The 21,663-nt window shown below is 67.4% G+C and carries 17 protein-coding genes; 7 read left to right on the top strand and 10 right to left on the bottom strand.

Annotated elements, in window-relative coordinates; genetic code table 11:
- Window positions 1–6 precede the first annotated feature (6 nt).
- The 4 genes from M3498_07250 to M3498_07235 form a co-directional block, all read right to left on the bottom strand.
- Window positions 7–936, bottom strand: a complete 930-nt coding sequence (locus M3498_07250) for an ABC transporter permease (GenBank protein ID MDQ3459080.1) — start codon at window positions 934–936, stop codon at window positions 7–9.
- An 86-nt stretch (window positions 937–1,022) separates the two neighbouring features.
- Window positions 1,023–2,531 (bottom strand): glutathione ABC transporter substrate-binding protein, encoded by a 1,509-nt coding sequence (locus tag M3498_07245; protein MDQ3459079.1) that lies wholly within the window; start codon window positions 2,529–2,531, stop codon window positions 1,023–1,025.
- Window positions 2,532–2,825: 294 nt separating this feature from the next.
- The gene (locus tag M3498_07240; GenBank protein ID MDQ3459078.1) at window positions 2,826–6,203 is read right to left on the bottom strand and encodes a S8 family serine peptidase; all 3,378 of its coding nucleotides are present in this window, start codon (window positions 6,201–6,203) and stop codon (window positions 2,826–2,828) included.
- A gap of 116 nt (window positions 6,204–6,319) precedes the next feature.
- Complete coding sequence (locus M3498_07235) at window positions 6,320–8,383, bottom strand: S8 family serine peptidase (protein ID MDQ3459077.1); 2,064 nt, start codon at window positions 8,381–8,383, stop codon at window positions 6,320–6,322.
- A gap of 133 nt (window positions 8,384–8,516) precedes the next feature.
- On the opposite strand from M3498_07235, the gene fni reads away from it, so the two are divergent.
- The 5 genes from fni to M3498_07210 all read left to right on the top strand — a co-directional run bounded on the left by fni (window position 8,517) and on the right by M3498_07210 (window position 13,688).
- Entirely contained in the window at window positions 8,517–9,545 is a 1,029-nt protein-coding gene (gene fni / locus M3498_07230) for a type 2 isopentenyl-diphosphate Delta-isomerase (GenBank protein MDQ3459076.1), read from the top strand.
- A 93-nt stretch (window positions 9,546–9,638) separates the two neighbouring features.
- The gene (locus M3498_07225) at window positions 9,639–10,400 is read left to right on the top strand and encodes an SDR family oxidoreductase (GenBank protein MDQ3459075.1); all 762 of its coding nucleotides are present in this window, start codon (window positions 9,639–9,641) and stop codon (window positions 10,398–10,400) included.
- A 98-nt stretch (window positions 10,401–10,498) separates the two neighbouring features.
- Window positions 10,499–11,056 (top strand): Uma2 family endonuclease, encoded by a 558-nt coding sequence (locus tag M3498_07220; GenBank protein MDQ3459074.1) that lies wholly within the window; start codon window positions 10,499–10,501, stop codon window positions 11,054–11,056.
- A gap of 169 nt (window positions 11,057–11,225) precedes the next feature.
- Window positions 11,226–11,852: a hypothetical protein gene (locus tag M3498_07215; GenBank protein MDQ3459073.1), complete on the top strand. Its 627-nt coding sequence runs from the start codon at window positions 11,226–11,228 to the stop codon at window positions 11,850–11,852.
- Window positions 11,853–11,921: 69 nt separating this feature from the next.
- A complete protein-coding gene (locus M3498_07210; protein ID MDQ3459072.1) occupies window positions 11,922–13,688 on the top strand; it encodes an acyl-CoA dehydrogenase family protein in 1,767 nt (588 codons plus the stop codon).
- A 77-nt stretch (window positions 13,689–13,765) separates the two neighbouring features.
- Here M3498_07210 and M3498_07205 read toward each other — a convergent pair whose 3' ends face one another.
- On the bottom strand, window positions 13,766–15,055 hold the full coding sequence (locus tag M3498_07205) for a serine hydroxymethyltransferase (protein MDQ3459071.1): 1,290 nt from the start codon (window positions 15,053–15,055) through the stop codon (window positions 13,766–13,768).
- A gap of 217 nt (window positions 15,056–15,272) precedes the next feature.
- Here M3498_07205 and M3498_07200 point away from each other — a divergent pair, with 217 nt between their 5' ends.
- Window positions 15,273–16,250, top strand: coding sequence for an aldo/keto reductase (locus M3498_07200; GenBank protein ID MDQ3459070.1), 978 nt, complete (start codon window positions 15,273–15,275; stop codon window positions 16,248–16,250).
- Window positions 16,251–16,325: 75 nt separating this feature from the next.
- On the opposite strand, the gene M3498_07195 is transcribed toward M3498_07200, so the two are convergent.
- Both M3498_07195 and M3498_07190 read right to left on the bottom strand, forming a co-directional pair.
- Complete coding sequence (locus tag M3498_07195; GenBank protein MDQ3459069.1) at window positions 16,326–16,838, bottom strand: histidine phosphatase family protein; 513 nt, start codon at window positions 16,836–16,838, stop codon at window positions 16,326–16,328.
- Entirely contained in the window at window positions 16,831–17,469 is a 639-nt protein-coding gene (locus M3498_07190) for a CYTH domain-containing protein (protein ID MDQ3459068.1), read from the bottom strand. The genes M3498_07195 and M3498_07190 overlap by 8 nt, the downstream gene beginning before the upstream one ends.
- Before the next feature lie 80 nt (window positions 17,470–17,549).
- On the opposite strand from M3498_07190, the gene fusA reads away from it, so the two are divergent.
- The gene (gene fusA / locus M3498_07185; protein ID MDQ3459067.1) at window positions 17,550–19,601 is read left to right on the top strand and encodes an elongation factor G; all 2,052 of its coding nucleotides are present in this window, start codon (window positions 17,550–17,552) and stop codon (window positions 19,599–19,601) included.
- Here fusA and M3498_07180 read toward each other — a convergent pair.
- The 3 genes from M3498_07180 to M3498_07170 form a co-directional block, all read right to left on the bottom strand.
- Window positions 19,598–20,134 carry a histidine phosphatase family protein gene (locus tag M3498_07180; GenBank protein MDQ3459066.1) on the bottom strand — a complete coding sequence of 179 codons (537 nt, stop codon included), beginning with the start codon at window positions 20,132–20,134 and terminating at the stop codon, window positions 19,598–19,600. The two genes, fusA and M3498_07180, sit on opposite strands and share 4 nt — an antisense overlap.
- Before the next feature lie 81 nt (window positions 20,135–20,215).
- On the bottom strand, window positions 20,216–20,431 hold the full coding sequence (locus M3498_07175; GenBank protein MDQ3459065.1) for a hypothetical protein: 216 nt from the start codon (window positions 20,429–20,431) through the stop codon (window positions 20,216–20,218).
- 260 nt (window positions 20,432–20,691) lie between these two features.
- A complete protein-coding gene (locus tag M3498_07170) occupies window positions 20,692–21,402 on the bottom strand; it encodes an MOSC domain-containing protein (protein ID MDQ3459064.1) in 711 nt (236 codons plus the stop codon).
- Between the last annotated feature and the right edge of the window lie 261 nt (window positions 21,403–21,663).

The following is a 21,663-nucleotide window of genomic DNA, read 5'->3' as shown; positions in this document are numbered from 1 at the left end:
GCTGGCTCATTCATAGCGGGTTCGCAGGCGGGGGTCCAGATAGACGTAGATAACGTCCACCATCAGGTTGACCAGGGCGTAGGTGACGGCGAAGACCAGAACGACGCCCTGCACGACCGGAAAGTCTCTGGCGCGGATGGCGTCCACGGCCAGGCTGCCGATGCCCGGCCAGGCGAAGATGGTCTCGGTGATGACGGCGCCCGAGAGCAGGTTGCCAAACTGCAGGCCGATTACGGTGACCACGGGAATGAGCGCGTTGCGCAGGGCGTGCCGGTAGGTCACGTTGCGCTCGCGGACGCCCTTGGAACGCGCGGTGCGGATGTAGTCCTGCTGGGTCGTCTCGAGCATGGTCGAGCGGGTCATGCGGGTGATGGCGGCGATCGCGCTGGTGCCCAGGGTGATCGCGGGCAGGACGTAGTAGGCCCAGCCGCCGAAGCGCCCCGAGGCAGGCAGCCAGCCCAGCCACACCGAAAAGATGAGGATCATCATCAGCCCTTGCCAGAAGACCGGCATGGCCAGGCCGCCCAGGGCCGTCACTGTGGCGGCGTTGTCGAGCGCCGAGTTGGGCCGGGTCGCGGAGAGGACGCCGATAGGCACGCCGATGGCGATGGCGAGCAGGGTGGCAATCACCGCTAATTCGATGGTGGCGGGCAGGCGCGAGCTTATCTCGTTCACGACCGGCCGGTTCGAGCGGATCGAGCGCCCGAGGTCGAGCTGCACCACCCGGCCCAGCCAGATCGCGTACTGCACGTAGATGGGCTCGTTGAGGCCGAGCCGCTCGCGGATGGCGTCGATCTGAGCCTGGGGCGCGGCCTCGCCGAGCATGAGCACGGCCGGGTCGCCCGGCGTCAGGTGCATGATGCCGAAGACGATGACGCTCACGCCGAGCATGATGGGGACGATCATCACAATACGTTTGACAATATATTGGAACATGCTGTACGCCTACAGTACACCCTCTCGCTGGAAGCTTGAGAAAGGGTGAGGCCGGTCCGGCCTCACCCTTTCGCGTTTGGACTGCGCTACTGCGTCCTGGAGACGTTGTAGAGCCGGTGGTGGCCGGCGGGGTGGGGGACGAAGCCCTGGATGTCCGCCCTCACGCCGTTGTCCTCGGTCGTGAAGATGAGGAAGACCCAGGGGGCCTCTTCCTGGATGATCTCCTGGGCCTCGTAGTAGGCGGCTAAGCGCTCCTCTTCGTCGAGGCTGGTGCGGCCGCGGTCGAGCAGCTCGTCGACGCGGTCGTCGGCGAAGAAGGTGCGGTTGCCGGGGTTGCCCTGCTGGCTGCTATGGAAGAGCGAGTAGAGGCCGTAGTCGGCGTCGCCGGTGACCGTCACCCAACCGAGGATGAACATGTCGTGAAGACCGGCGGCGGTGTCGGAGAGGTAGGCGCCCCACTCGAGCACCTGCACGTCGACGCTGATGTCGAGTTCGCCGAGTTCGGCCTGGACGATCTCGGCGATCTGGATCCGGAGGGGGTTGTCGTTCGTCCACAGCGTGGTCGAAAAGCCGTTCTCGTAGCCGGCCTCGGCTAAAAGCTCGCGGGCCCGCTCGGGGTTGTATTCAAAGGGCTCGAGGTTGGGGTTGGAGCCGAAGACGCGCTGCGGGGTGGGGCTGGTAGCGCGCGTCGCCTGACCGGTGTAGACCACCTCGGCGATCAGCTCGACGTCGATGGCGTGGTTGATGGCCTGGCGGACGCGCACGTCGTCGAAGGGCTCCTTCTGCACGTTGAAGCCGATGTAGGAGGTGGTCAGCGTCTCGACCGACTCGAGCCGGACATTGGGGTTTTCACCACCGCGGAGGCGGTTGGCGTCGGTGGCCTCGAGGGTATAGGCGATATCGACGCCGCCGGTCTCGAGCTCGATGGCCCTGACGGTGCCCTCGGTGATGGGGCGGAAGACGACCCGCTCGGGCAAGACCTCGCCGCCCCACCAGTCGGGGTTGCGCTCGAGCACGAGTTGCGAGGCGGTCGCCCAGTTCACGAAGCGGAAGGGCCCGGTGCCGACGGCGACGGTGGTGCCGTAGTCGTCGCCGGCTTCGGTCACGGCCCGCTCACTGAGAATCGCGGTGGCGCCGTGGGCGAGGTGGCTCAAGATGGGGGCGAAGGGAAACTCGGTGGTGATGCGCACCACCATGTCGCTTGTGGCCTCGACGCTCTCGATGGCGTCGACCAAAAAGGCGGCGGGCGCGGCCGTTTCCGGGTCGCGCAGACGGTTCAGGCTGTAGACCACGTCCGCGGCGGTCAGCGGGTCGCCGTTATGGAAGCTGACGCCCTCGCGGATCACGAACTCGTAGGTGGTGTCGTCTACCTGCTCCCAGGACTCGGCGAGGCCGGGAACGAGCTCCAAGTCCTCGCTTTGTACGACCAGCGTGTCGTAGATCTGCACCCTGACGCGGGCCGAAGGCTGGTCGTTCTGGCCGTGGGGATCGAGCGTCACCGGGTCGGAAGCCTGGCCCACGGTGATCGTCTGGGCCAGCGCGCTGCCGCCAAAGGCGAGACTTAGGGCTGCTAAAACGAGCAAAACTCTCTTCATACATCCTCCTGTCGATTTTGACTCGCTTCCAGGATGCGCGCCTCCACAAAGCCAGGGGGTTGTTCTGGCGTCCGCGCCAGACGATGGAGCTCTGTTGGAGTGCGCCCGCACCCGGAAGGACTGTCAGAGGCAGTTTAACAAAATTACTCGGTGAGGAAACGGGCTCGAGGCTGAACCTTTCTTCATTTCCAGTACACAAGGGCCGTTCGCGAGAGCGTTTAGCCCAGGCGTCCGCGCTGTAGCGGTACTCGGTGAGGTTGACGACCCTTGGGTGCATCTTCCCTTGAGTGCATCTTAGGGACCTCCTTGCAGTTCGATGGTCTGGTCCTCCAGGTTCTGGCCCGCGCCGACGCTGGCCTGGCGCCGGCCGAAGAGCGAAGCGGGGTCGCCGGCGCTGAGCGTGTAGGCGCCCGCCCTCAGGTTGTTCAGGCTGTAGGGCGTCGAGCCGCCCATGAGGTCCAGGGTCACCGTGGCCTGGGTGGCGCTCGGCCCTTCGGCGACGACGCTCAGGCTGTCGCCGGGGCCGGAGAGGCCGAGCGCGCGGTCGGCGCGCAAGACGCCCGCGCCGTACTCCTGAGCGTTCATATAGCTGGGGTCGAAGTAGGCCGAGCCGGTGAGGCGGCTCTCGAGCTGGGAGACGCTCAAGCTCGGCTCGCGGCTGAGCAGCAAGGCGGCCACGGCCGACACCATCGGCGCGGCCATCGAGGTGCCGATGGCGCGGGCGTAGTCGTTGCCGGGCACGGTGCTCAAGAGTCCCTGCGAGGCGTTGCGGCAGTTCAAGAACCTGTCGCCGCCGGGCGCGAGCAGGTCGAGGCCGCCGGGGCCAAAGGCGTCCGCGTCCGGCTGGCCGAAGTTCGAAAAGCAGGAGCGCCGAAAGGCCTGGTTGTGCGCGCCCACGGCCAGGACGCCTTCGGCGGCGGCCGGGCTCTGCACCCGGCCCGCGCCGTCGTTGCCCGCCGCCACCACGATGACGGCGCCGCGGGCGCGGGCGTTGTCGATGGCCTCTTGCAGGGCGAAGGGCATGCTGAAGTTGCCGCCCAGGCTCATGTTGATGACGCGGGCGGGGTTGGGGTTGCTTACCTGCTTGCCGTCGATGGTCGTGACCGGAATGCCCACCGCCCAGTTGAGCGCGTCGATCAGGGTGCTGATCGGTGAGCTGCTGCCGTCGTCGGGGTAGACCTTGATGGGCAGGAGGCGGAGGTTGTTGCCGTAGGCGGCCCCGCTGATGCCCACGCCGTTGTCGCCGATGGCGCCGATCAGACCGGCGACGTGGCTGCCGTGAAAGTTCTGGCTCTGGCCGAAGGTCGGGTCGGCGTCGGTTTGGCTACAGTCCTGGTTGGCGCAGAAGTCGTAGCCCGGCAGGAAGCGTCCTGCTAAGTCCGGGTGCTGAAGGGCGAAGCCCGAGTCGATGACGGCGACCACCACGCGGCTCGTGCCGCCCGTTTCGCGGCCCCAGGCGGCGGGCAGGCCGGAGGCGGCCAGCGCCCACTGCCCCTGGATCTCGGGGTCGTTGGGCAGGTTCTGGCTGTAGACGTAGTAGTTGGGTGTGGCAAAGAGCACCCTGGGGTCCGCCTCGAGCCTCGTGGCCGCCGCTTCCACGTCCGCGCCCGGCGGCAGGGCCACGATGTCCGGCAGGCTGGAGTCGCCCGTCCGCAAGACCGTAAGCGCGTAGTCCTCGGCCAGCGTCTTGACGCTCTGGCTGTAGAGGCCCTCGCCCGACAGCGTTCCCAGGCCGTCCTGGCGGTAGCGCACCAGCAGCTCGCCGGGTGCGTAGGCGGGCCGGTTCATTCCCGCGTCCGTCCCCAAACCGATTGCCGCAGTCGCCGTAGACAGGGTTTCGGGTTCGCCCTGGGCGGCGGTGGTGATGGCGATGGCGGCGTTGGCGGTCGTCACCCTGCCGCCGATGCTCGAGCTGGCCGGCGGCTCTGTGGCTGGCACCCGCATGCTCACGGTGAGTGTCCGCGTGTCGTTCAGGTTGGCGTCGCTGGCGTCTTCGGCCCTGACGGTGATGGTCGCTTGGTAGCTTCCGGGCTCGAGTTCGGCGCGGTCGACGCTGACCCGAACGGCGTCCGCGGCACCCGGGGCGAGCGGTTCGCCCCTCTCTGCCGAGGAGGGATTGACCAAAGTGAGCCAATTCGCATCCACGCTGGCGGTCCAGGTGATGGCCCTGGGGTGGGTGTTGCTGAGGGTGAAGGTAGCCGCGCTGCTGCCTACGCCGAAGTCGAGGGTGGTGGGCTCGAGGCTGAAAGTGAGCTGCTGGGGGGGAGGCGGCTGCGGGACGCGCAGCCGCACGCTGACGCTCTGTGAGCCGCCGTTCGAGGAGACGCTCAGTCTGGCCTGGTAGTCGCCGGGGGCAAGGCCGGTGCGGTTCGCCGTGAGGCTGAGGGCCTGGGCGTCTCCCGCGGCGACGTTCCCGTTCAAGGGGCTGACGCTGAGCCAGTCCGGCTCGCCCTCCTGGTACGTCAGGTTGGCCGACCACTGCAGGCTCGAGCCCGCTTCGCCGCTGTTGCCGACGGAGAGCGTCCGCTGGGTCGCGCCCTCGCCAAAGTCGAGCTCGGTCGCCGACAGCTCGAGCGCGGGCACGGGCTCCGGCGCGGCGACGTTGACGAAGACGGGGATGCTGCTCTCGCCGCCGTTCGAGGAGACGGTGAGGGTGGCGCCGTAGCGCCCCGGCGCGAGCCCGTCGCGGTCTACGCTGAGCGCGGCGGTGCGGCGGTCGCCGCCGGAGGTGCTGCCGCTGTCCGGGTCGACGCTGAGCCAGCCCGAGGCGCTCCCCTGGTAGCTCACGCCGAGCCTCCAGGTGAGCGCCGAACCGGCGTCGCCGCTGTTACGAATCGCCAGGATGACACTTGTCTCGTCGGGCTCAAATTCAACGACGTCGGCGAGTTCGCCGAGCTGGGGCTGAGGCGGCGCGGCGACGCGCAAGCGCACGCGGATACTGTTCTCGCCGCCGTTGGAGGTGACGGTAAGCCGCGCCTGGTAGTCGCCGGGCGCGAGATCGGCGCGGTCTACCGCCAGCGTCAGGGTATCGGCGCCGCCGCCGGAGGTGCTGCCGCTGGCCGGGGTGATGCCGAGCCAGCCCGCGGCTGCACCTTCATAGTTCACCGCGGCCGACCACTCGAGCGTCGAGCCGGGGTCGCCGCCGTTTCTGAGGACGAAGGTCTTGCTCACGTCGTCGGCGTCGAAGCTGAGGTCGCTTGCCGATAGCACAAGCTGAGGCGGCGCGACCACGCGCAGCAGCACGCGGACGCTGGCGTTGCCGCCGTTGGAGGTGACGGTAAGCCGCGCCTCATGGTCGCCGGGCGTAAGATCGGCGCGGTCTACCGTCAGCGTCAGGGTATCGGCGCCGCCGCCGGGGGTGCCGCCGCTGGCCGGGGTGACGCCGAGCCAGCCCGTGGCTGTGCCTTCATAGCTCACCTCTTCATAGCTCACCGAGGCTGACCACTCGAGCGTCGAGCCGGGGTCACCGTTGTTGGTGAGGACGAGCGCCTTGCTCGCCTCTTCGGCCTCAAAGGTGATATCCGCCGCGGCGAGGCTGAGCGCGGGCGTGGCCGGGCTCGAGCAGGCCGTCAAGACGAGGCCGGCGAGTCCGAGCAGCAGGTAGCGAGCCAGAACCCGCGCGAGGTTGCTCGAGGCTAGGTTGCTCGAGCCTAGGGTGGGGTTGACAGTCACTCCGTCCTCCTGACAAGCTTCAAGAGCTGAGTTCCGGCCGCGCACTCCGTGGCGCGATACCTGTTACTGGGTCTATTCACTGGGTCTATCAGCGTCCGTTATCCTTTCCGTCATATTCACGGTTCGTACTCCAGCGGGATGTCCGCCTCGGTCACGCCCGCCCGCAGGGCCAGGCTGCGCGCGCCGCGCAGGCTGCCGGGGCTGTCGGGGCCGGCGCGCAGCGAAGCGTTGCCGGTCGGCAGCCCCGGCAGCGTGTAGGGGAACGAGCCCCCGTAGAGGTCGAGCACGGCGACGCCCGTGCGTTCGCTCCCCAGGCTGCGGACGATGACGGGGTCGCCGGGACCGGCGAGGCCGAGGGCGCGGTCGGCGCGCAAGACGCCCGCGCCGTACTCCTCCGCGCTCATGTAGCGCGCGTCGAAGAAGGCGGTCTCCAGGAGGCGGGCCTCGACCTCCTCGACGCTGAGCTCGGGAAAGCGGCTGAGGATGAGCGCGGCGACGCCCGAGACGAGCGGCGCGGCCATCGAGGTGCCCACCAGATAGCCGTAGGTGTCCTCGGGCACGGTGCTTACGATGGACTGGCGAACGCCGCAGGTCTCGCCGCCGCCCGCGACGATGTCCACGCCGCCGGGGCCGTTGGGGCCCGCGGGCAGGCCGTAGTTGGAAAAGCATGAGCGGGTGAAGGACTGGTTGTGCGAGCCCACGCCGATCACGCCGTCGGCGGCGGCGGGGCTCCAGACGCGGTCGGCGCCGGCGTTGCCGGTCGCCGCGATGATCACCGCGCCGCGCCGCCTGGCCTCGTCGATGGCGCCCTGCATGGCGGTGCTGGGGCGGTCGACGCCCAGGCTCAGGTTGATGACGCGCGCGGGGTTGGGGTTGCGGACGCGCTTGCCGTCGGTGGTGGTGACGCCGAGGCCCGCCGCCCAGCGGATGCCGTCGATAAAGGAGCTGGTGGTGGCGCCGCCGCCGTTGCCGTTGAAGATCTTGACCGGCAAGAGCCTGATGCTCGAGCCGTAGGCCGCGCCGGTCACGCCCAGACCGTTGCCACCGACCGCGCCGAGGGTGCCGGCGACGTGGCTGCCGTGGGCGTTTTGAAAGGAGCCGAAGCTGGGGTCGTCGCTCGTCGGCGTGCCGGCCGCCGAGCAGGAGCCGTTCAGCTTGCTGCAGAAGTCGTAGCCCGGCAAGAGGCGCGGGGCGAGGTCCTGATGCTGAAGGTCGAAGCCCGAGTCGATGACGGCGACGACGACGGGGCTGCCGGCGCCCGTTTCCTGCGCCCAGGCCACGGGCAGGCCCGCCGCCGCGGCCGCCCACTGCTCGTTCAGGAGGGGGTCGTCGGGCAGGGCGGCGGTCCTCAGGTAGTAGTTGGGCTCGGCGTAGCGCACGCGCGGGTCGCGGCTCAGGCTCGCGGCCAGGCGCTTCGGGTCCTGTCCGTCCGGCACCCGGACGAGGTCGGGGCGGCCGGGCTCGCCTGCGCGCAGGGGCTCGAGCAGATAGTCCTCGCCGACCGCCTGGGCGGTGAGGAGGTAGCGAAGGTCGGCCGGGCCGAGTGCCTCGCCGGCCTCGGGGGCGTCTTGGTACTGCACGAGAAGCTCGCCCGGCGCGTAGGCGCCCTGGGCACCGTCCTGTGCCCCGTCCTGGGTAGCGTCACCATCACCCTGTTGTGCGTCACCCTGTTGCGCCGTCCCCGCAGACGCGGCCTCTCCGAACGCCTGGATGCCGAAGGTAGGCGCCTCGATAGCGATCTCGGCGTTGGCGGTGGTGACCCGGCCGCTCACCGTCGCCGGGCCGGCGTCCTCGCGCGGGCCGACCGTCAAGGTCAACGGGGTGGTCTTCTCGAGGTTGCGGCTGCGCGCTAAGACGCTCAGCTCGAGCCTTTGCGGCGGCGCGTCCGCGTCCAGGCTGAAGGCGAGCGCGCTGCTCTCGCCGTAGACGGGAGCGGGGCCTAGCGTCACCTGGACGCCCCGGGCCGCGTCCAGACCGAGCACCGTGACCTCGATGGGCTCGCGGAAGCTCTCGGCGCGCTCGAGTGCCAGATAGCTGCCCCCCGACTCGCCGGGGGCGAGCGAAACCGTCGCCGGAATGGCGCTCAGGCTGAAACTGTCCTCGGGCAGCTCATCGGGCGGGAAACAGGCGCTGAGCAACGAGGCCAGCGCGAGCAGGCAGAGGAGGCGAAAGCGCGTCATACCGGGCAGTCTAAGCGCAAAAACCTTTGAGACATGTAAGGTCTGGCTTCAGCCGCCTTAACAGCCGTGACAGCCTTGACGAGTGTGGCAGCAGCGTGACAGCGCAGGCGCGCGGGGCGGGGTAAAATAAAATGTGACGGCGACGAACCCTTCGGCTACGCTGGAACGAAAGCGCAAGCACGTTGAGGTCTGTCTGAGCGAGCAGGTGAACTTCGAGACCCGCACGACCGGCTTTGAGCGCTTCGACCTGCCCTACCTCGCCCTGCCCGAGCAGGACCTCGCTGGGGTGGACACCGAGACCATGTTTTTGGGCCGCACCCTGCAGGCACCGGTCCTGATCGGCGCCATGACCGGCGGCGCGGAGCTGTCGGCGCGCATCAACAAGAACCTGGCCCAGGCCGCGCAGCACCTGGGTCTCGGCCTGATGCTGGGCTCGCAGCGGGTGATGCTCGAGGACGAGGCGGCGATCGCGTCCTTTGCCGTGCGCCCCTTTGCCCGCGCTACCCTGCTCGTCGGCAATCTGGGGCTGGCGCAACTGAACCGCGGCTACGGCTACGCCGAGGTGATGCGGGCCATCGAAGTCATCGAGGCCGATGCCCTGGCCTTTCACGCCAACCCCCTGCAGGAGGCCTTTCAGCAGAGCGGCGACACCGACTTTTCCGGTATCCTGGACAAGCTCCACGACCTGGTGCCCAGGGTTCCTTACCCCCTCATGCTCAAGGAGGTCGGCCACGGCCTCAGCGCCCGGGTGGCCGAGCGGGTCCGCGAGGTGGGCTTTTCCGCGCTCGACGTGGCCGGCGCGGGCGGCACCTCCTGGGCTAGGGTCGAGGAGTTCGTGCTCTACGGCGAGGTCCGTCACCGCGACCTGGCCGAGTGGGGCATTCCCACCGCCGAGGCGCTGGTGCAGGTTCACGGGGTCCTGCCCGAGATGCCGCTGGTGGCCTCGGGCGGCGTCCGCTCGGGCGTCGACGCGGTCAAGGCCTTAGCGCTCGGCGCGCAGGTGGTGGCGGTGGCCCGGCCGCTCCTCGCGCCCGCGACGGACTCGGTCGAGGCGGTGGTCAACTGGCTCGAGCACTTCATCTGGGAACTCAAGGTGGCCATGTACTGCTCGGGTGCAGGCGACCTCGAGGCCTTGCACAGTCTCAAGCTGATCAGGCGGTAGATTGGCTGACCGAGTGGGTGCCGGGGTAGACTCGGCTATGGACCTGGAGCATATGAGCCTGGAACAGGTGGATTTGGCAGAGGGCGTGAGACTGTGGATTTAGGCATTCGCGGCAAGCTGGCCCTGGTGACCGGGGCCTCGCAGGGGATCGGCCGGGCGGTCGCCGAGAGGCTGGCCGCCGAAGGGGTCAGGGTGGTCTTGAGCGCTCGAGGCGAAGGGCTACTCCATAGCGCCGTCGAGAGAATCCGCCTCGCGGGCGGCGAGGCCTTTGGCGTCGCCGCCGACGTGAGCCGGGCCGAGGGCGTCGCCGCGGGGCTGGCGCGGGTGAGAGAGCAGCACGGCGACCCGGACATCCTGGTCGTCAACGCCGGCGGCCCGCCCGCCGGCCTGGCCGCCGAGATGAGCGACGAGGCCTGGGCCAAGGGCTACGAGCTGACGCTCATGTCGGCGGTGCGGCTGGCGCGTGGCGCTCTGCCGGCCATGCGGGAGGAGGGCTGGGGCAGAATCATCAATGTCACCAGCCTGTCGGTGCGCGAGCCCGTTGCTCGGCTGGCGCTCTCCAACGCCTTTCGCGCCGGGGTGACGGGCTTCGCCAAGACGCTCGCCAGCGAAGTCGCCGCCGAGGGTATCACCGTCAACAACGTCGCGCCCGGCTACACCGCCACCGAGCGCCTGGGCGAACTCTTCAAGGACCAGGAGGCCCTGGATGGGCTCATCGCCACGATCCCCGCCCGCCGCCTCGCCGACCCCGCCGAGACGGCCGCGGCGGTCGTCTTTCTGGCCTCGCGGAGGGCGGCCTACATCACCGGCCAGACCCTCCTGGTGGACGGCGGCCTCGCGGGTTCGCCCTTCTAGGGTCTTTGCCGATAGGGCCTTATGCTAGACTTTGGCTAGCTAGGCTTTGGCTAGCTAGGCTTCGGCTACAAGGTGGGGTGTGGCTGTTGAGGTGTCTTATGAGCGCGCAGGTAGAGACGCGGGCAGCGACCGCGGATGAACTGTTCGACATGCCGGATGACGGCTTCCGTTACGAGCTCGTCGGGGGGGAACTCAAACAGATGTCACCACCGGGAGAGGAGCACGGTATCGTCACTATGGCGATAGGCGCGTCGCTCTATAGCCACGTCAAGGCCAGCGGGCTTGGCAGAGTCTACGCTGCTGAGACGGGCTTCAAGCTGACCTCCAACCCGGATACCGTGCGCGCTTCGGACGTGGCGTTCGTGAGTCAGGGGCGTCTGGACGAGCGGGCGCCGGGTACAGGTTACCGACCCGAAGCCCCGGACCTGGCGGTAGAGGTTGTTTCCCCCAGCGACCGCTACAACGAGGTCGAGGAGAAGGTTCTCGAATGGCTCGAGGCCGGCACGGCTATGGTGCTCGTGGTCAACCCCAAGACGCGCACCGTTACGATGTACCGCTCGCGCCACGACGTTCACGTCCTTACCGAAGAGGACGTGATAGACGGCGCGGACATTGTCCCCGGCTGGACATTGCCGGTCAGCGATCTGTTCGTATAGGCTGTTCGTATAGGCCCCTTGCTCGAGCCCAAACCGATGCGACCGCCGCTAGTCCAGCGCCCACGGTTGTTACCTGTGGCCATCTGACGTGCGGGGACAGCGTTACCTCGTTGTTCTCGCGTTCCTTCTCACGGCGACGTTATGGGGTTCGGCGCGAGCCCACTACGTCATGGACCACGCGCTCGGCGGCGCCGTCCTCTGCGTGGACCCCACTTCGCTGCAGGTCGTCGTGCGCGGCGACGGCAGCGTACCCGACGCGGTCGTCGTGGCGGCCATCTACCGGCGGCTGGCGCGCTACCTGAGGGACGCGCTGGCGCGCTACGGGGTGGCCTATGAAGGGCGTGACTCCTGCGCGGGCAGCCCCAGCTTCGTGCTCCTTCACCTGCTCGTCTTTCACGCCGGCAGCGAGGCTCTGGCCGACGACTACAGCTACACCTATACGGTCTCGGCTCAGGTGGGCGGGCACGCGCTCGGCGCGGCCCTGGCGGTCGAGGAGACGCTGCCGGAGCCTCGCTTCGGGGCCATCTCGAGCTTCATCTACTCCGAGGAGGAGACGGGCCAGTCCTTCCAGAGCTACCTGCCGGGCCTGGCCGAGGCGCTGGTCCGCGACCTCGTCTCGGCCTGGTGGCTCGACAATGCGCCTCTGTCGCCTCGCTCGCCGGTTCTGCCGCTGGCGGGGAGTGTCCTGGCCCTGCTCGCGGCCTTCGTCACCTGGTGGGGGCTCAGGCGCGCCGGCTTCCTGCCCTGGACGCGGCGCCCAAGCGGACCTCGGCCGGCGCAGCGCCGCCGGAGCTGAATTCTTGTACTCGGTCTAAGGTTTGTGTATACTGTCACAAGAGGGCTCGAGCAACTCGAGGAGGTAGTGATGGCGGTAACGGACAAGGGCGTTTCGCAGAGGGGAGGGGGCGGCTTTCTCATCGCGCGCCACCCAGCCGAGAGCATCCTCATCCCCGAGAGCTTCGACGACGAGCTCAAGATGATGGGGCAAACCGCGCAGCGTTTCGTCGAGCGCGAGATCCTGCCCGTCTTCGACGAGATGGAAAGGCTCTCTTATGAGCTTTCCGTCGAGAAGATGCGCAAGGCGGGCGAGCAGGGCCTGCTCGCCGTCGATATTCCCGAGGCTTATGGCGGCTTGGACGGCTCCAAGGCCGCCAGTATGCTCGTCTGCGAAAAGCTCGCCCGTTCGGGCTCCTTCAACGTCACCTTCAATGCCCACACCGGCATCGGCACCCTGCCGCTCGTCTACTTCGGCAACAAGGCGCAGCACGAGACGTACCTGCCGGGGCTGGCGACGGGCGAAAGAATCGCCGCCTACTGCCTCACCGAGTCCGGCAGCGGCTCGGACTCCCGCGCCGCCAAGACCAGGGCCGTTCTCAACGAGGCGGGCACCCATTACCTCCTGAGCGGCACCAAGATGTGGATCTCCAACGCGGGCTTCGCCGACCTCTTCACCGTCTTCGCGCAAGTGGACGGCGAGCTGTTCACGGCCTTTCTGGTCGAGCGGGGTACCTCTGGCCTCTCCTTTGGCGCCGAGGAGAAGAAGATGGGCATCAAGGGCTCGTCGACGCGGCAGCTGATCTTGGAGAACGCGCCCGTTCCCGTCGACAACGTCCTGGGCGAGATCGGCAAGGGCCACCTCATCGCCTTTGGGATCTTGAACATCGGCCGCCTCAAGCTGGCCGCCGGGGCCATCGGCGGCTGCAAGGAGATGGTCCGGCTGGCCGCGAATTACGCCCTGGAGCGCGAGCAGTTCGGCCAGCCGATCGCCAGCTTCGGCCTCATCCAGGAAAAGCTGGGGGCGATGGCCGCCGACACTTTTGCCCTAGAAACCGCCGTCTACCGCATGACCGGCGACCTGGACGCGCGCCTGGCCGGCAAGGAGACGCAAGAGGAGAAGCTCAAAGCCATCGACGACTACGTCGTCGAGTACTCCTTCATCAAGGTCGCCGGCTCGGAGATCTTGGGAGAGGTCATCGACGAGGCCCTGCAGATCCACGGCGGCAACGGCTTCAGCGCCGAGTACTCCGTCGAGCTGGCCTACCGCAACGCGCGCATCAACCGCATCTTCGAGGGCACCAACGAGATCAACCGCCTGCTGACCACCGGCCAGCTCCTAAAGCGCGCCATGAAGGGCAAGCTGGACCTCATGGGCGCCGTCCAGGAGGCGATGGGAGGCGAGCCCGTCAGCGCGGTGGAAGCCCCCGACGGGCTCAGGGACGCCTACCTCGCCGCCGAGAACCTGAAGCGGGCGACGCTCCTGGTGACGGGCTCGGCGGCCATGACCTACGGGCAGGGCATCGAACGTGAGCAGGAGGTGATGGCAAGGGCGGCCGACATGGTCACGGCCGTCTACCTGGCCGAGTCCGCGCTGCTTCGCGCCGAGCGTCTGTCCGGAAGTGGCCGGGGCGAGGTCGCCGGGCTGATGGCGCGGCTCTTTGCCTTTGACGCCGTCGACCGCGCTCGCCTTTACGGCGGCGAGGCACTGCGCCGCATCGGCGGCGCGGAGGAGAGCGCCAAGGACAACCTGGGCAAGCTGAACCGCTTCCTGCCCGAGCACGGCGTGGACCTCATCGGCTTGCGCCGCGAGGTCGCCGCGGCGGTCTGCGAGGCGAGAGCCTACCCGCTCGCCTGAACCGAAAGGCGTGAGCAGAGGGCCCTAAGTCCTCTCCTTGGCTTGTGATTGGCGCGAGGGCCGGTTTCGGCCCGAACCTAGGGCATCGGGTAGCGGCCTGCTAGTGCCCTTACCTCCTCACGCAGCGCCTCCGCGTCCTCGCCGCGCAGGGCGCGGTGGATGAGCTCGGCGACGGTCTCCATCTCCGCCTCGTCGAAGCCGCGGGTGGTCAAGGCGGGCGTGCCCAAGCGGATGCCCGAGGTGACGAAAGGGCTCTCGGGGTCGTAGGGAATAGCGTTCTTGTTGACGGTGATGGTCACCTTGTCGAGTCTCGCCTGAGCCTTTTTGCCGGTGAGCCCCGCCGGCCGCAGGTCCACTAAAAAGACGTGGTTGTCGGTGCCGCCGGAAACGATGCGGTAGCCACGTGCGGCCAGGGCCGCGGCGAGCGCCCGGGCATTGGCGACGACCCTCTCGCTATAGTCCTTGAACTCGGGTTGGAGGGCCTCGAACAGGGCCACGGCCTTGGCGGCGACGATGTGCTCCAAAGGCCCGCCCTGGATGCCGGGGAAGATCAGCTTGTCGATCCTCTTGCCGAGCGCCTCGTCTCCCGACAGGATGAGACCGCCGCGCGGGCCGCGCAGCGTCTTGTGGGTGGTGGTGGTGACCACGTGCGCGTGCGGGAGGGGGCTCGGGTGAACGCCCGCCGCCACCAGGCCGGCGATGTGGGCCATGTCCACCAGCAAAAAGGCGCCGACCTCGTCGGCGATCTCTCTAAACGCGGCGAAGTCGAGGACGCGGCTGTAGGCCGAGGCCCCGGCGATGATCATCTTGGGCCTGTGCTCCAGGGCGAGCCGCCGCACCACGGCCATGTCGATGCGCTCGCTCTCCTTGTCCACGTCGTAGCCGACGACCTTGTAGTGCATGCCGCTGAAGTTGACCGGCGAGCCGTGGGTGAGGTGGCCGCCCTGCGCCAGGCTCATGCCTAAGATGGTGTCGCCCGGGGTTAGCAGCGCGTAGTAGACGGCCATGTTCGCCGACGAGCCCGAGTGCGGCTGGACATTGACCCAGGCCGCGCCGAAGAGCCGCTTGGCGCGCTCGATGGCCAAAGCCTCGAGCTCGTCGATGACCTCGCAGCCGCCGTACCAGCGCTTGCCGGGGTAGCCCTCGGCGTACTTGTTGGTGGCGACGGAGCCCGCCGCCGCCATCACCGCCGGCGAGGCGAAGTTCTCCGAGGCGATGAGCTCGAGCCCGTCGCGCTGGCGCTCGAACTCGCGCTCCAAGAGGGCAAAAACCTCCTCGTCCTGAAGCGCCTCGGACCTGCTCTTGCCGTCCTTGTTGCCGTCCTTGTTGCCGTCCTTGTTGCTGTCTTTGGCTGGACTGGTGATCATGCCTGAGTATAGCAAGCGGGCCGGTCATGCCCCCGTAACCTCGACGGCGTATACGTCTGCGTCAGCGCAGGTCGCCTCCTTGAGCTCGATCTGCTGAACTCGCCTATGGGTCTCGTCTCCGTCTTGCGCGCCATCTCCCTTTGGCTCTAGCCCTGACGGCAGCCGAAAGTCTGCTGCGGCTGCCGTCACGCTTGCGCTCCACAGCTTAGAATAAGGTATGGACTATGTGAATCTCGGCAAGACCGGCCTCAAGGTTTCCCGCCTCTGTCTCGGCATGATGAGCTACGGCACGCCCGAGTGGCGCGACTGGGTGCTCTCCGAGGAGGCGAGCCGGCCCTTCATCTTGCGCGCGCTCGAGGCGGGCATCACCTTCTTCGACACCGCCAACATGTACTCGCTGGGCGTGAGCGAGGAGGTGACGGGCCGGGCGCTAAAGGACTTCGCCAGGCGCGACGAGGTGGTCATCGCCTCCAAGGTCTACTTTCCGATGGGGGACAAGCCGAACCAGGGCGGGCTGTCGCGCAAGCACATCCTGGACGCCTGCGACGCCTCCTTGAAGCGGCTCGGCAGCGACTACATCGACCTCTACCAGATCCACCGCTGGGACTACCACACGCCCATCGAGGAGACCTTGGGGGCGCTTCACGACCTCGTCTCTTCGGGCCGGGTGCGCTATATCGGCGCCTCGAGCATGTTCGCCTGGCAGTTCATGGGCGCGCTCTACAAGGCCGACAGCGGCCTGACCCGCTTTGTCAGCATGCAAAACCACTACAACCTGATCTACCGCGAGGAGGAGCGCGAGATGATCCCGCTCTGTCGGGCCGAGGGCGTCGCCGTCTTGCCCTGGAGCCCGCTGGCGCGTGGCTACCTGACGCGCCCTCCGGGCGCCAAGGAGAGCACTGCCCGCGGCAAGGTGGACGACTACGCGAAGAAGCTCTACACCCGCGAGGGCGACGACGAGGTGGTCGGTCGCGTGGCGGAGCTCGCCGAGCGGCGCGGCGTCAGCCAGGCGCAGGTCGCCTTGGCCTGGCTCCTGCACAAGCCTGTTGTGACCGCGCCCATCATCGGCGCCACGAAGATGCAGCACCTGGACGACGCCATCGCCGCCCTGGCGCTCGAGCTCACCGCAGAGGAGATCGCGCAGCTCGAGGCGCCGTACCGGCCGCACCCGGTCCTGGGACACGGCTACAAGTAGCGCAATGCTGCAATTCGCTCTAGTCATAGCGTCTTCGCTCGTACCAGGTTCCCCTCATGTAGGGGTCTCCTGGAGCTAGCGCAGGTGGCGGTAGACCGCCGGGGTGAGGGAGCCCTCCAAGCGCATCCCGCCCACGCCCAGAGGTCCCGAGAGGATGAGCAGGCCGCCCTTCTTGAAGCGGACGCGGCTGCGGTAGGGGTCGCCGCCGAGGAGCAGCGAGGCCAGCTCGCCGAGGTAGGGCTGGTGGCCTACCAGGGCGACGTGCTCCGCCGCCGGGCCCAGCCCGGCCCCCAACTGCGCCAGCAGGGTGGCGTAGTCGTCGGCGCAGAGCGCGTCAAGCGCCTCGACCTTGCCCTTCGCGCAAGGGCTCAAGGCCTCGGTCAAGGCCGCGGCGGTCTGCCGGGCGCGGCTGTAGGGGCTCGAGAACAGCCTGTCGAAGCGCCAGCCCAAACAGGCCAGGGCGCGGGCCAGCGCCGCCGCCTGGTCGCGGCCCTTGGCGACCAGGGGCCGCAGGCGGTCGTCGGGATAGTCGGGGCCGCGCGCGGCGGCCTTGGCGTGGCGGATGAGGTAGAGGGTCCGCTCAGCCATCCTCGCCTCCCTCTTCGGCCTCCAGGAGCGCTCTAGCGCGCTCGAGCTTGTTCACCGCATTGGGCGAGAGCCTCAGGCCCCCCTGCAGGACTCCGGCAAGGTGGGCCAGCGTCTCTGCGTCGGCGGTGAGGGCCTCGAGCTCGACCTCGCGGAAGAAGGCGCTCGCCCCGCCGCCGGGGCGAACGGCTCGCACCGCATCGAAGGACAGCTCGGCCAGCGCCCTCTCCTCACGGGTGATGACGAAGCGTCGGCGCTCGGCGAAGAGGTCGGCTACGGGCTCCAGGCTGCCGGGGTCGAGGCCGCGCAGGGCCTCGCGCAGCCCTTCCGGCCAGTCGCCCGTGAAGGGCAGCTCGAGCTCCTCGCGGCGGTGCAGGCCGTCCTGGCCCCTGCCCTTGCGCTTCAGCGTGACCAGGCGGGTCTCGCCAAAGCTGCGCAGCCGCAAGGCCAGGCCGGCCAGCTCGAGCGCGCCCGTACGGCTGTCAAAGTAGCGGTCGTGCTGAAGGCGAAGCGGCCGCGCCTCCATGCCGAAGCCCGCCGGACGCAAGAGGGCCTCCAGCGCTGCACCATCGGGCGCTACGATATCGGGAACGTCCCCCTCGAGGGTGAACTTGTACTCGAGCTCGGTCGCCACGGGCCAGCTTACCCCTTATCACCCGTAAGCGCTGCTGCTATAATCAGCCCATTAGACGCAGCGCCGCGAAAGGGGAGAAGATGGAAGCCAGCGTTCGCAACGTCGTCGTCTTGTCGCATAGCGGAGCAGGAAAGACCTCGCTCGTCGAGGCGCTGCTGTACCGCAGTGGCGCCAAGCCCGCCATGGGCCGGGTCGAGGACGGCACGACCGCCTCCGACTTTAGGCCGGAAGAGCAGCGCCGCAAGATCTCCATCTACACCGGCGTCCTGCCGCTGACCTGGCAAGGCCATCCCTTCAACCTGCTCGACACGCCCGGCTACGCCGACTTCGTGGGCGAGATTCGCGGCGCCCAGAACGTCGCCGACGCCGCGCTGGTGGTGGTCTCGGCGGTGTCGGGGGTGGCGGTCGGCACCGAGCGGGTGTGGACGAGCGCGCAGGAGCGGGACCTGCCGATCACCCTGGTCATCAACAAGATGGACCGGGAGAACGCCGACTTCTACCGCACCATGGCCGATGTCACCGCGAGCCTGCCCGGCAACGTCGCCGCCCTGCAGGTTCCCATCGGCCAGGCCGCGACCTTCCGGGGCGTCGTGGACGTGCTCAGGATGAAGGCTTACGCGTGGCCCCAGGGCCAGCCCGAGGAGGTGCCCGTTCCAGGCGAGGTCAGGGGCGTCGCCGAGGAATACCGCGAGCGCCTCGTCGAGGCCATCGTCGAGACCGACGACGCGCTGATGATGCAGTACCTCGAGGACGCCCCCTTAGCCGAGGAGGCGCTCGGGGCGGCCTTTCACCGCGCGGTGCGCCGCGGCGAGCTCACCCCGGTCCTGCTCACCGCGGCGACGCTGGGGGTGGGCGCCAGCCTCCTGCTCGACCTGATGACCGAGGGCGTGCGCCGCCCCGAGCGCCACCAGGCCTTGCTCCTAAAGGACGGCGCGGAGCTCGAGCCACAGGCGCACCCGGGCTTTTGCGCCCGCGTCTTCAAGACCACCGTCGACCCCTACCTCGGCAAGGTCAGCCTGCTTCGGGTGTGGACGGGTACCTTGAGGGCCGGCGACAGCCTCTACAACTCCTCTCAGGACGCCGAGCTCAGGGTGAGCCACCTCTACGTGCCGGGGGGCAAGGACCTCACCGAGGTCAAGGAGCTCGGCCCCGGCGCCATCGGCGCGCTCACCAAGGTAGCGGAGCTGAGGACCGGCGACACCCTCTGCGATAAGGGCCACCTCTGCGAGCTCATGCCCATGCGCCTGCCCTCGCCGGTCATGTCGGTCGCGCTCTATCCCAAGTCGCGCGCCGACGAGGACAAATTGGGTCCTGCCCTGCACAAGCTCTTGGACGAGGACATCACCCTGACCCTGGAGCGCAACCAGGATACCCGCGAGACGGTCCTCTCGGGCATGGGCCACGTCCACTTGGAGGTCGCCGGCGACAAGCTGCGCGAGCGCTACGGCGTCGACGTCTTGACGCGGCGGCCCAAGATCGCCTACCGCGAGACGATCGGCGGCACCGGTGACGCCCGCTACCGCCACAAAAAGCAGTCTGGCGGCGCGGGCCAGTTCGCCGAGGTCGCGCTCAGGGTCGAGCCCCTCGCGCGCGGCGCGGGCTTCGAGTTCGCCAGCGAGGTCGTCGGCGGCACCATCCCCAGCCAGTTCGTGCCGTCCTGCGAGAAGGGCGTCCGCGGCGCGCTGTCGGAGGGCGTCCTGGCCGGTTTTTTGGTGATGGACGTAAAGGCTATCATCTACGACGGCAAGGACCACCCCGTCGACTCCAAGGACATCGCCTTTCAGATCGCCGCGGCGCACGCCTTCAAGGAGGCCATGAAGGCGGCCAGCCCCTGTCTCCTGGAGCCCGTAGCGCTCGTCAAGGTGCGGGTGCCCGAGCGCTTTACCGGCGACGTGATCAGCGACCTCAACACCCGCCGGGGGCGCATCCTGGGTATGGACGCCGAGGGCTCGGTGAGCACCATCAGCGCCCACGTGCCGATGGCCGAGATCCAGACCTACTCCGCCGACCTGCGCTCGATGACGGGCGGCCGCGGCGCCTTTTCGGTGAAGTTGGAGCACTACGCCGAGGTGCCGCAGCACGTCGCCCAGCGGGTCGTCGACGAGCGAGGGGCGCGGGCGCACTCGAGCTAGGCCGCTGAGCCTACAGTTTCCAGGAGTGCAAACTCGGGCAGTGAGAAGACCAGATAAGAAGGCAGGCCGAGTGTTTGCCAAAGCTCAAAGGGCTTGGTGCCCGCTCGAGCCCCCGCCAAGAGGCTGATGACGGTGCCGTGGGCGACGACGACGAGGTTGCCGTCAGGATGCCGCTCGAGCACCTCGTCGATGGCACGGACAAACCGCTCCTGCGCCTCGAGCGCCGTTTCCTGACCGAAGGTCAGCATCTCGGGCTTCTCGAAAAAAGTTCGCATCTTGCTCTCGAAGCCTTGCCTTGTCTCGAAAGGGACATTTGTTCGGTCGTGCTCGTGCAGGTCGTTTGCAACTTTGAAGGGAAGCGAGAGTTCTCCGGCGACGATTTCACCTGTCTCCGTGGCTTTGGGCTCGAGGCTGCCGATGATGACGGCAGGGTCATAAGGGGCGAGCTTTTGGGCAAGTCTTCTCGAAGCGTCCCGTCCTGATTCGGACAACGTCCAGTCTTTGGCCGCTATTTCGGGTCGGAGGTCAGGCATAGCGTGTTTCACTAATATGAGCGTCCGCATGGTGCGACTACGGTAGCATAGACGAGAACATTGGTATCGAGAAACAGCGGCTTATCTGCCGTCATCGCCATAGAGGTCTTCGCGGCTGAGCGACAGGTCTTCAGGCCAGAGACCGACATTGGCGGTGGGTAGCTCTAGAGGAGCGGTCTTCAACTCCGTGTCGATAACGACGACCACCCGGTGTTCTCCCGGAGCTATTTTGGCGGGCAACTCGATCACGAGCTTGCCCTCAGGCGTCACCGTGGCAACTGTATCGATCGTGATCATCGTGCCGTGAGTCTAGCACAAGGTCTCTGCCTGCGGCGACAGGCTGACGACCCTGTGGGGTTTCCAGAAGGACAAGTGGCTGAGGGCGGACCTTGTGGTCCCTTTTCTATGTGGTCCCTTTCTATTACGTCGACCCGGATACGCTCGACTGAATCATAGGAACTTCGTCTCTCAAACGCATTGATGCCTAAGGAGTGGGTCACTGATTGCTCCTCTTTCTCACGACGTTGACTTGAAGGGGTGACCTTCAAGCCGGTTGCCTACCTCTCGCCCCCTCTCTTAATGGGCTCCCTTCTCAGTCCTTGAAGTCTTTCCTGTGTGCTGTCCGCCCGCCCTACCAGGCGCTTCTCAAAGGTCCTGCGCCAGCTTGACGAAAGCTCGGGCACATCGAGCAGCCGCTCGAGCCCCTTGATGTCGTCCTTGTCGTAGTGCATGAGGCGATTCGCCTCCGCGACGGTGAGCCCATACGGGTTGCGGTGAACAAGCTCGAGCGGCTCGCCAGAGCTGACCCACCCCGCTTTCAGGCAGCGGAAGTAAAAGCCGGTAAAACCCGTCTCCTGCACCCATAGGGCGAGCGTGGGCTCCTCGTGACGGGCAGCGAGCTTGAAACACGGCTGACGCGGTTGTGAGACCTGCACGGCGGCACCCCCGACCTCGAAGATGTCGCCGATACAAACGGCCCCTTCAAGTAGCCCCGCAGTGGTAAAGTTTTCACCGAAGGCCGCGACCGGCAAGGTGCGGTTTAGGCGTGAAGACCAGTAACTGTAGTGCTCCTGTGGGTAGGTGCAGACTGCTTTATCCGGCCCGCCATGGTTCTTGGGATCCGCCTGCTCATCGCCCGCGAGCCCGCCCCGGTTCAGCCATACGGCACCTTGCACGGCGGTCTTTATGAAGCTGCTCGGCACCTCTTTCCCGAGGTAGGTAAGGGTGCCGGGTATGCCGACGTTTAGCGAGATGAGCTGTTCGGTCATAGATCCTCCAAAGTATAGAGACGTTAATACCCTTACAGCCGCCCGGCTCAACTTCTAGAGTATAGTCTAGGGGTTAAAATAGTGTATGCCATCTCCTCTTGGACCAACCCGGCAACAAGCTCATTCAGCTCGACTTACCGGAAAAACACAAAAGAAAGCCCCCGGATTTATCCGTGGGGACGAATTTTGTGCTGAGCAAAGCGAAGTATATTGCAATACCTCGCAAGATACTCTATAATGGTGTTTATGCCGACGGCGACC

Source organism: Deinococcota bacterium (genome assembly GCA_030858465.1).
GTDB lineage: Bacteria > Deinococcota > Deinococci > Deinococcales > Trueperaceae > JALZLY01.
Note: the sequence above shows the minus strand (reverse complement) of the source record. Positions and strands in the feature narration are given on the sequence as shown.

Excerpts from the sequence above, each read along its gene's own strand:
- fusA (MDQ3459067.1), top strand. The coding sequence starts at position 17,550 with ATGGAAGCCAGCGTTCGCAACGTCGTCGTCTTGTCGCATAGCGGAGCA.
- M3498_07250 (MDQ3459080.1), bottom strand. The coding sequence starts at position 936 with ATGTTCCAATATATTGTCAAACGTATTGTGATGATCGTCCCCATCATG.
- M3498_07200 (MDQ3459070.1), top strand. The coding sequence starts at position 15,273 with ATGGACTATGTGAATCTCGGCAAGACCGGCCTCAAGGTTTCCCGCCTC.
- M3498_07205 (MDQ3459071.1), bottom strand. The coding sequence starts at position 15,055 with ATGATCACCAGTCCAGCCAAAGACAGCAACAAGGACGGCAACAAGGAC.
- M3498_07235 (MDQ3459077.1), bottom strand. The coding sequence starts at position 8,383 with ATGACGCGCTTTCGCCTCCTCTGCCTGCTCGCGCTGGCCTCGTTGCTC.
- M3498_07180 (MDQ3459066.1), bottom strand. The coding sequence starts at position 20,134 with ATGCCTGACCTCCGACCCGAAATAGCGGCCAAAGACTGGACGTTGTCC.
- M3498_07245 (MDQ3459079.1), bottom strand. The coding sequence starts at position 2,531 with ATGAAGAGAGTTTTGCTCGTTTTAGCAGCCCTAAGTCTCGCCTTTGGC.
- M3498_07175 (MDQ3459065.1), bottom strand. The coding sequence starts at position 20,431 with ATGATCACGATCGATACAGTTGCCACGGTGACGCCTGAGGGCAAGCTC.
- M3498_07210 (MDQ3459072.1), top strand. The coding sequence starts at position 11,922 with ATGGCGGTAACGGACAAGGGCGTTTCGCAGAGGGGAGGGGGCGGCTTT.
- M3498_07170 (MDQ3459064.1), bottom strand. The coding sequence starts at position 21,402 with ATGACCGAACAGCTCATCTCGCTAAACGTCGGCATACCCGGCACCCTT.
- M3498_07195 (MDQ3459069.1), bottom strand. The coding sequence starts at position 16,838 with ATGGCTGAGCGGACCCTCTACCTCATCCGCCACGCCAAGGCCGCCGCG.
- M3498_07220 (MDQ3459074.1), top strand. The coding sequence starts at position 10,499 with ATGAGCGCGCAGGTAGAGACGCGGGCAGCGACCGCGGATGAACTGTTC.
- M3498_07215 (MDQ3459073.1), top strand. The coding sequence starts at position 11,226 with ATGGACCACGCGCTCGGCGGCGCCGTCCTCTGCGTGGACCCCACTTCG.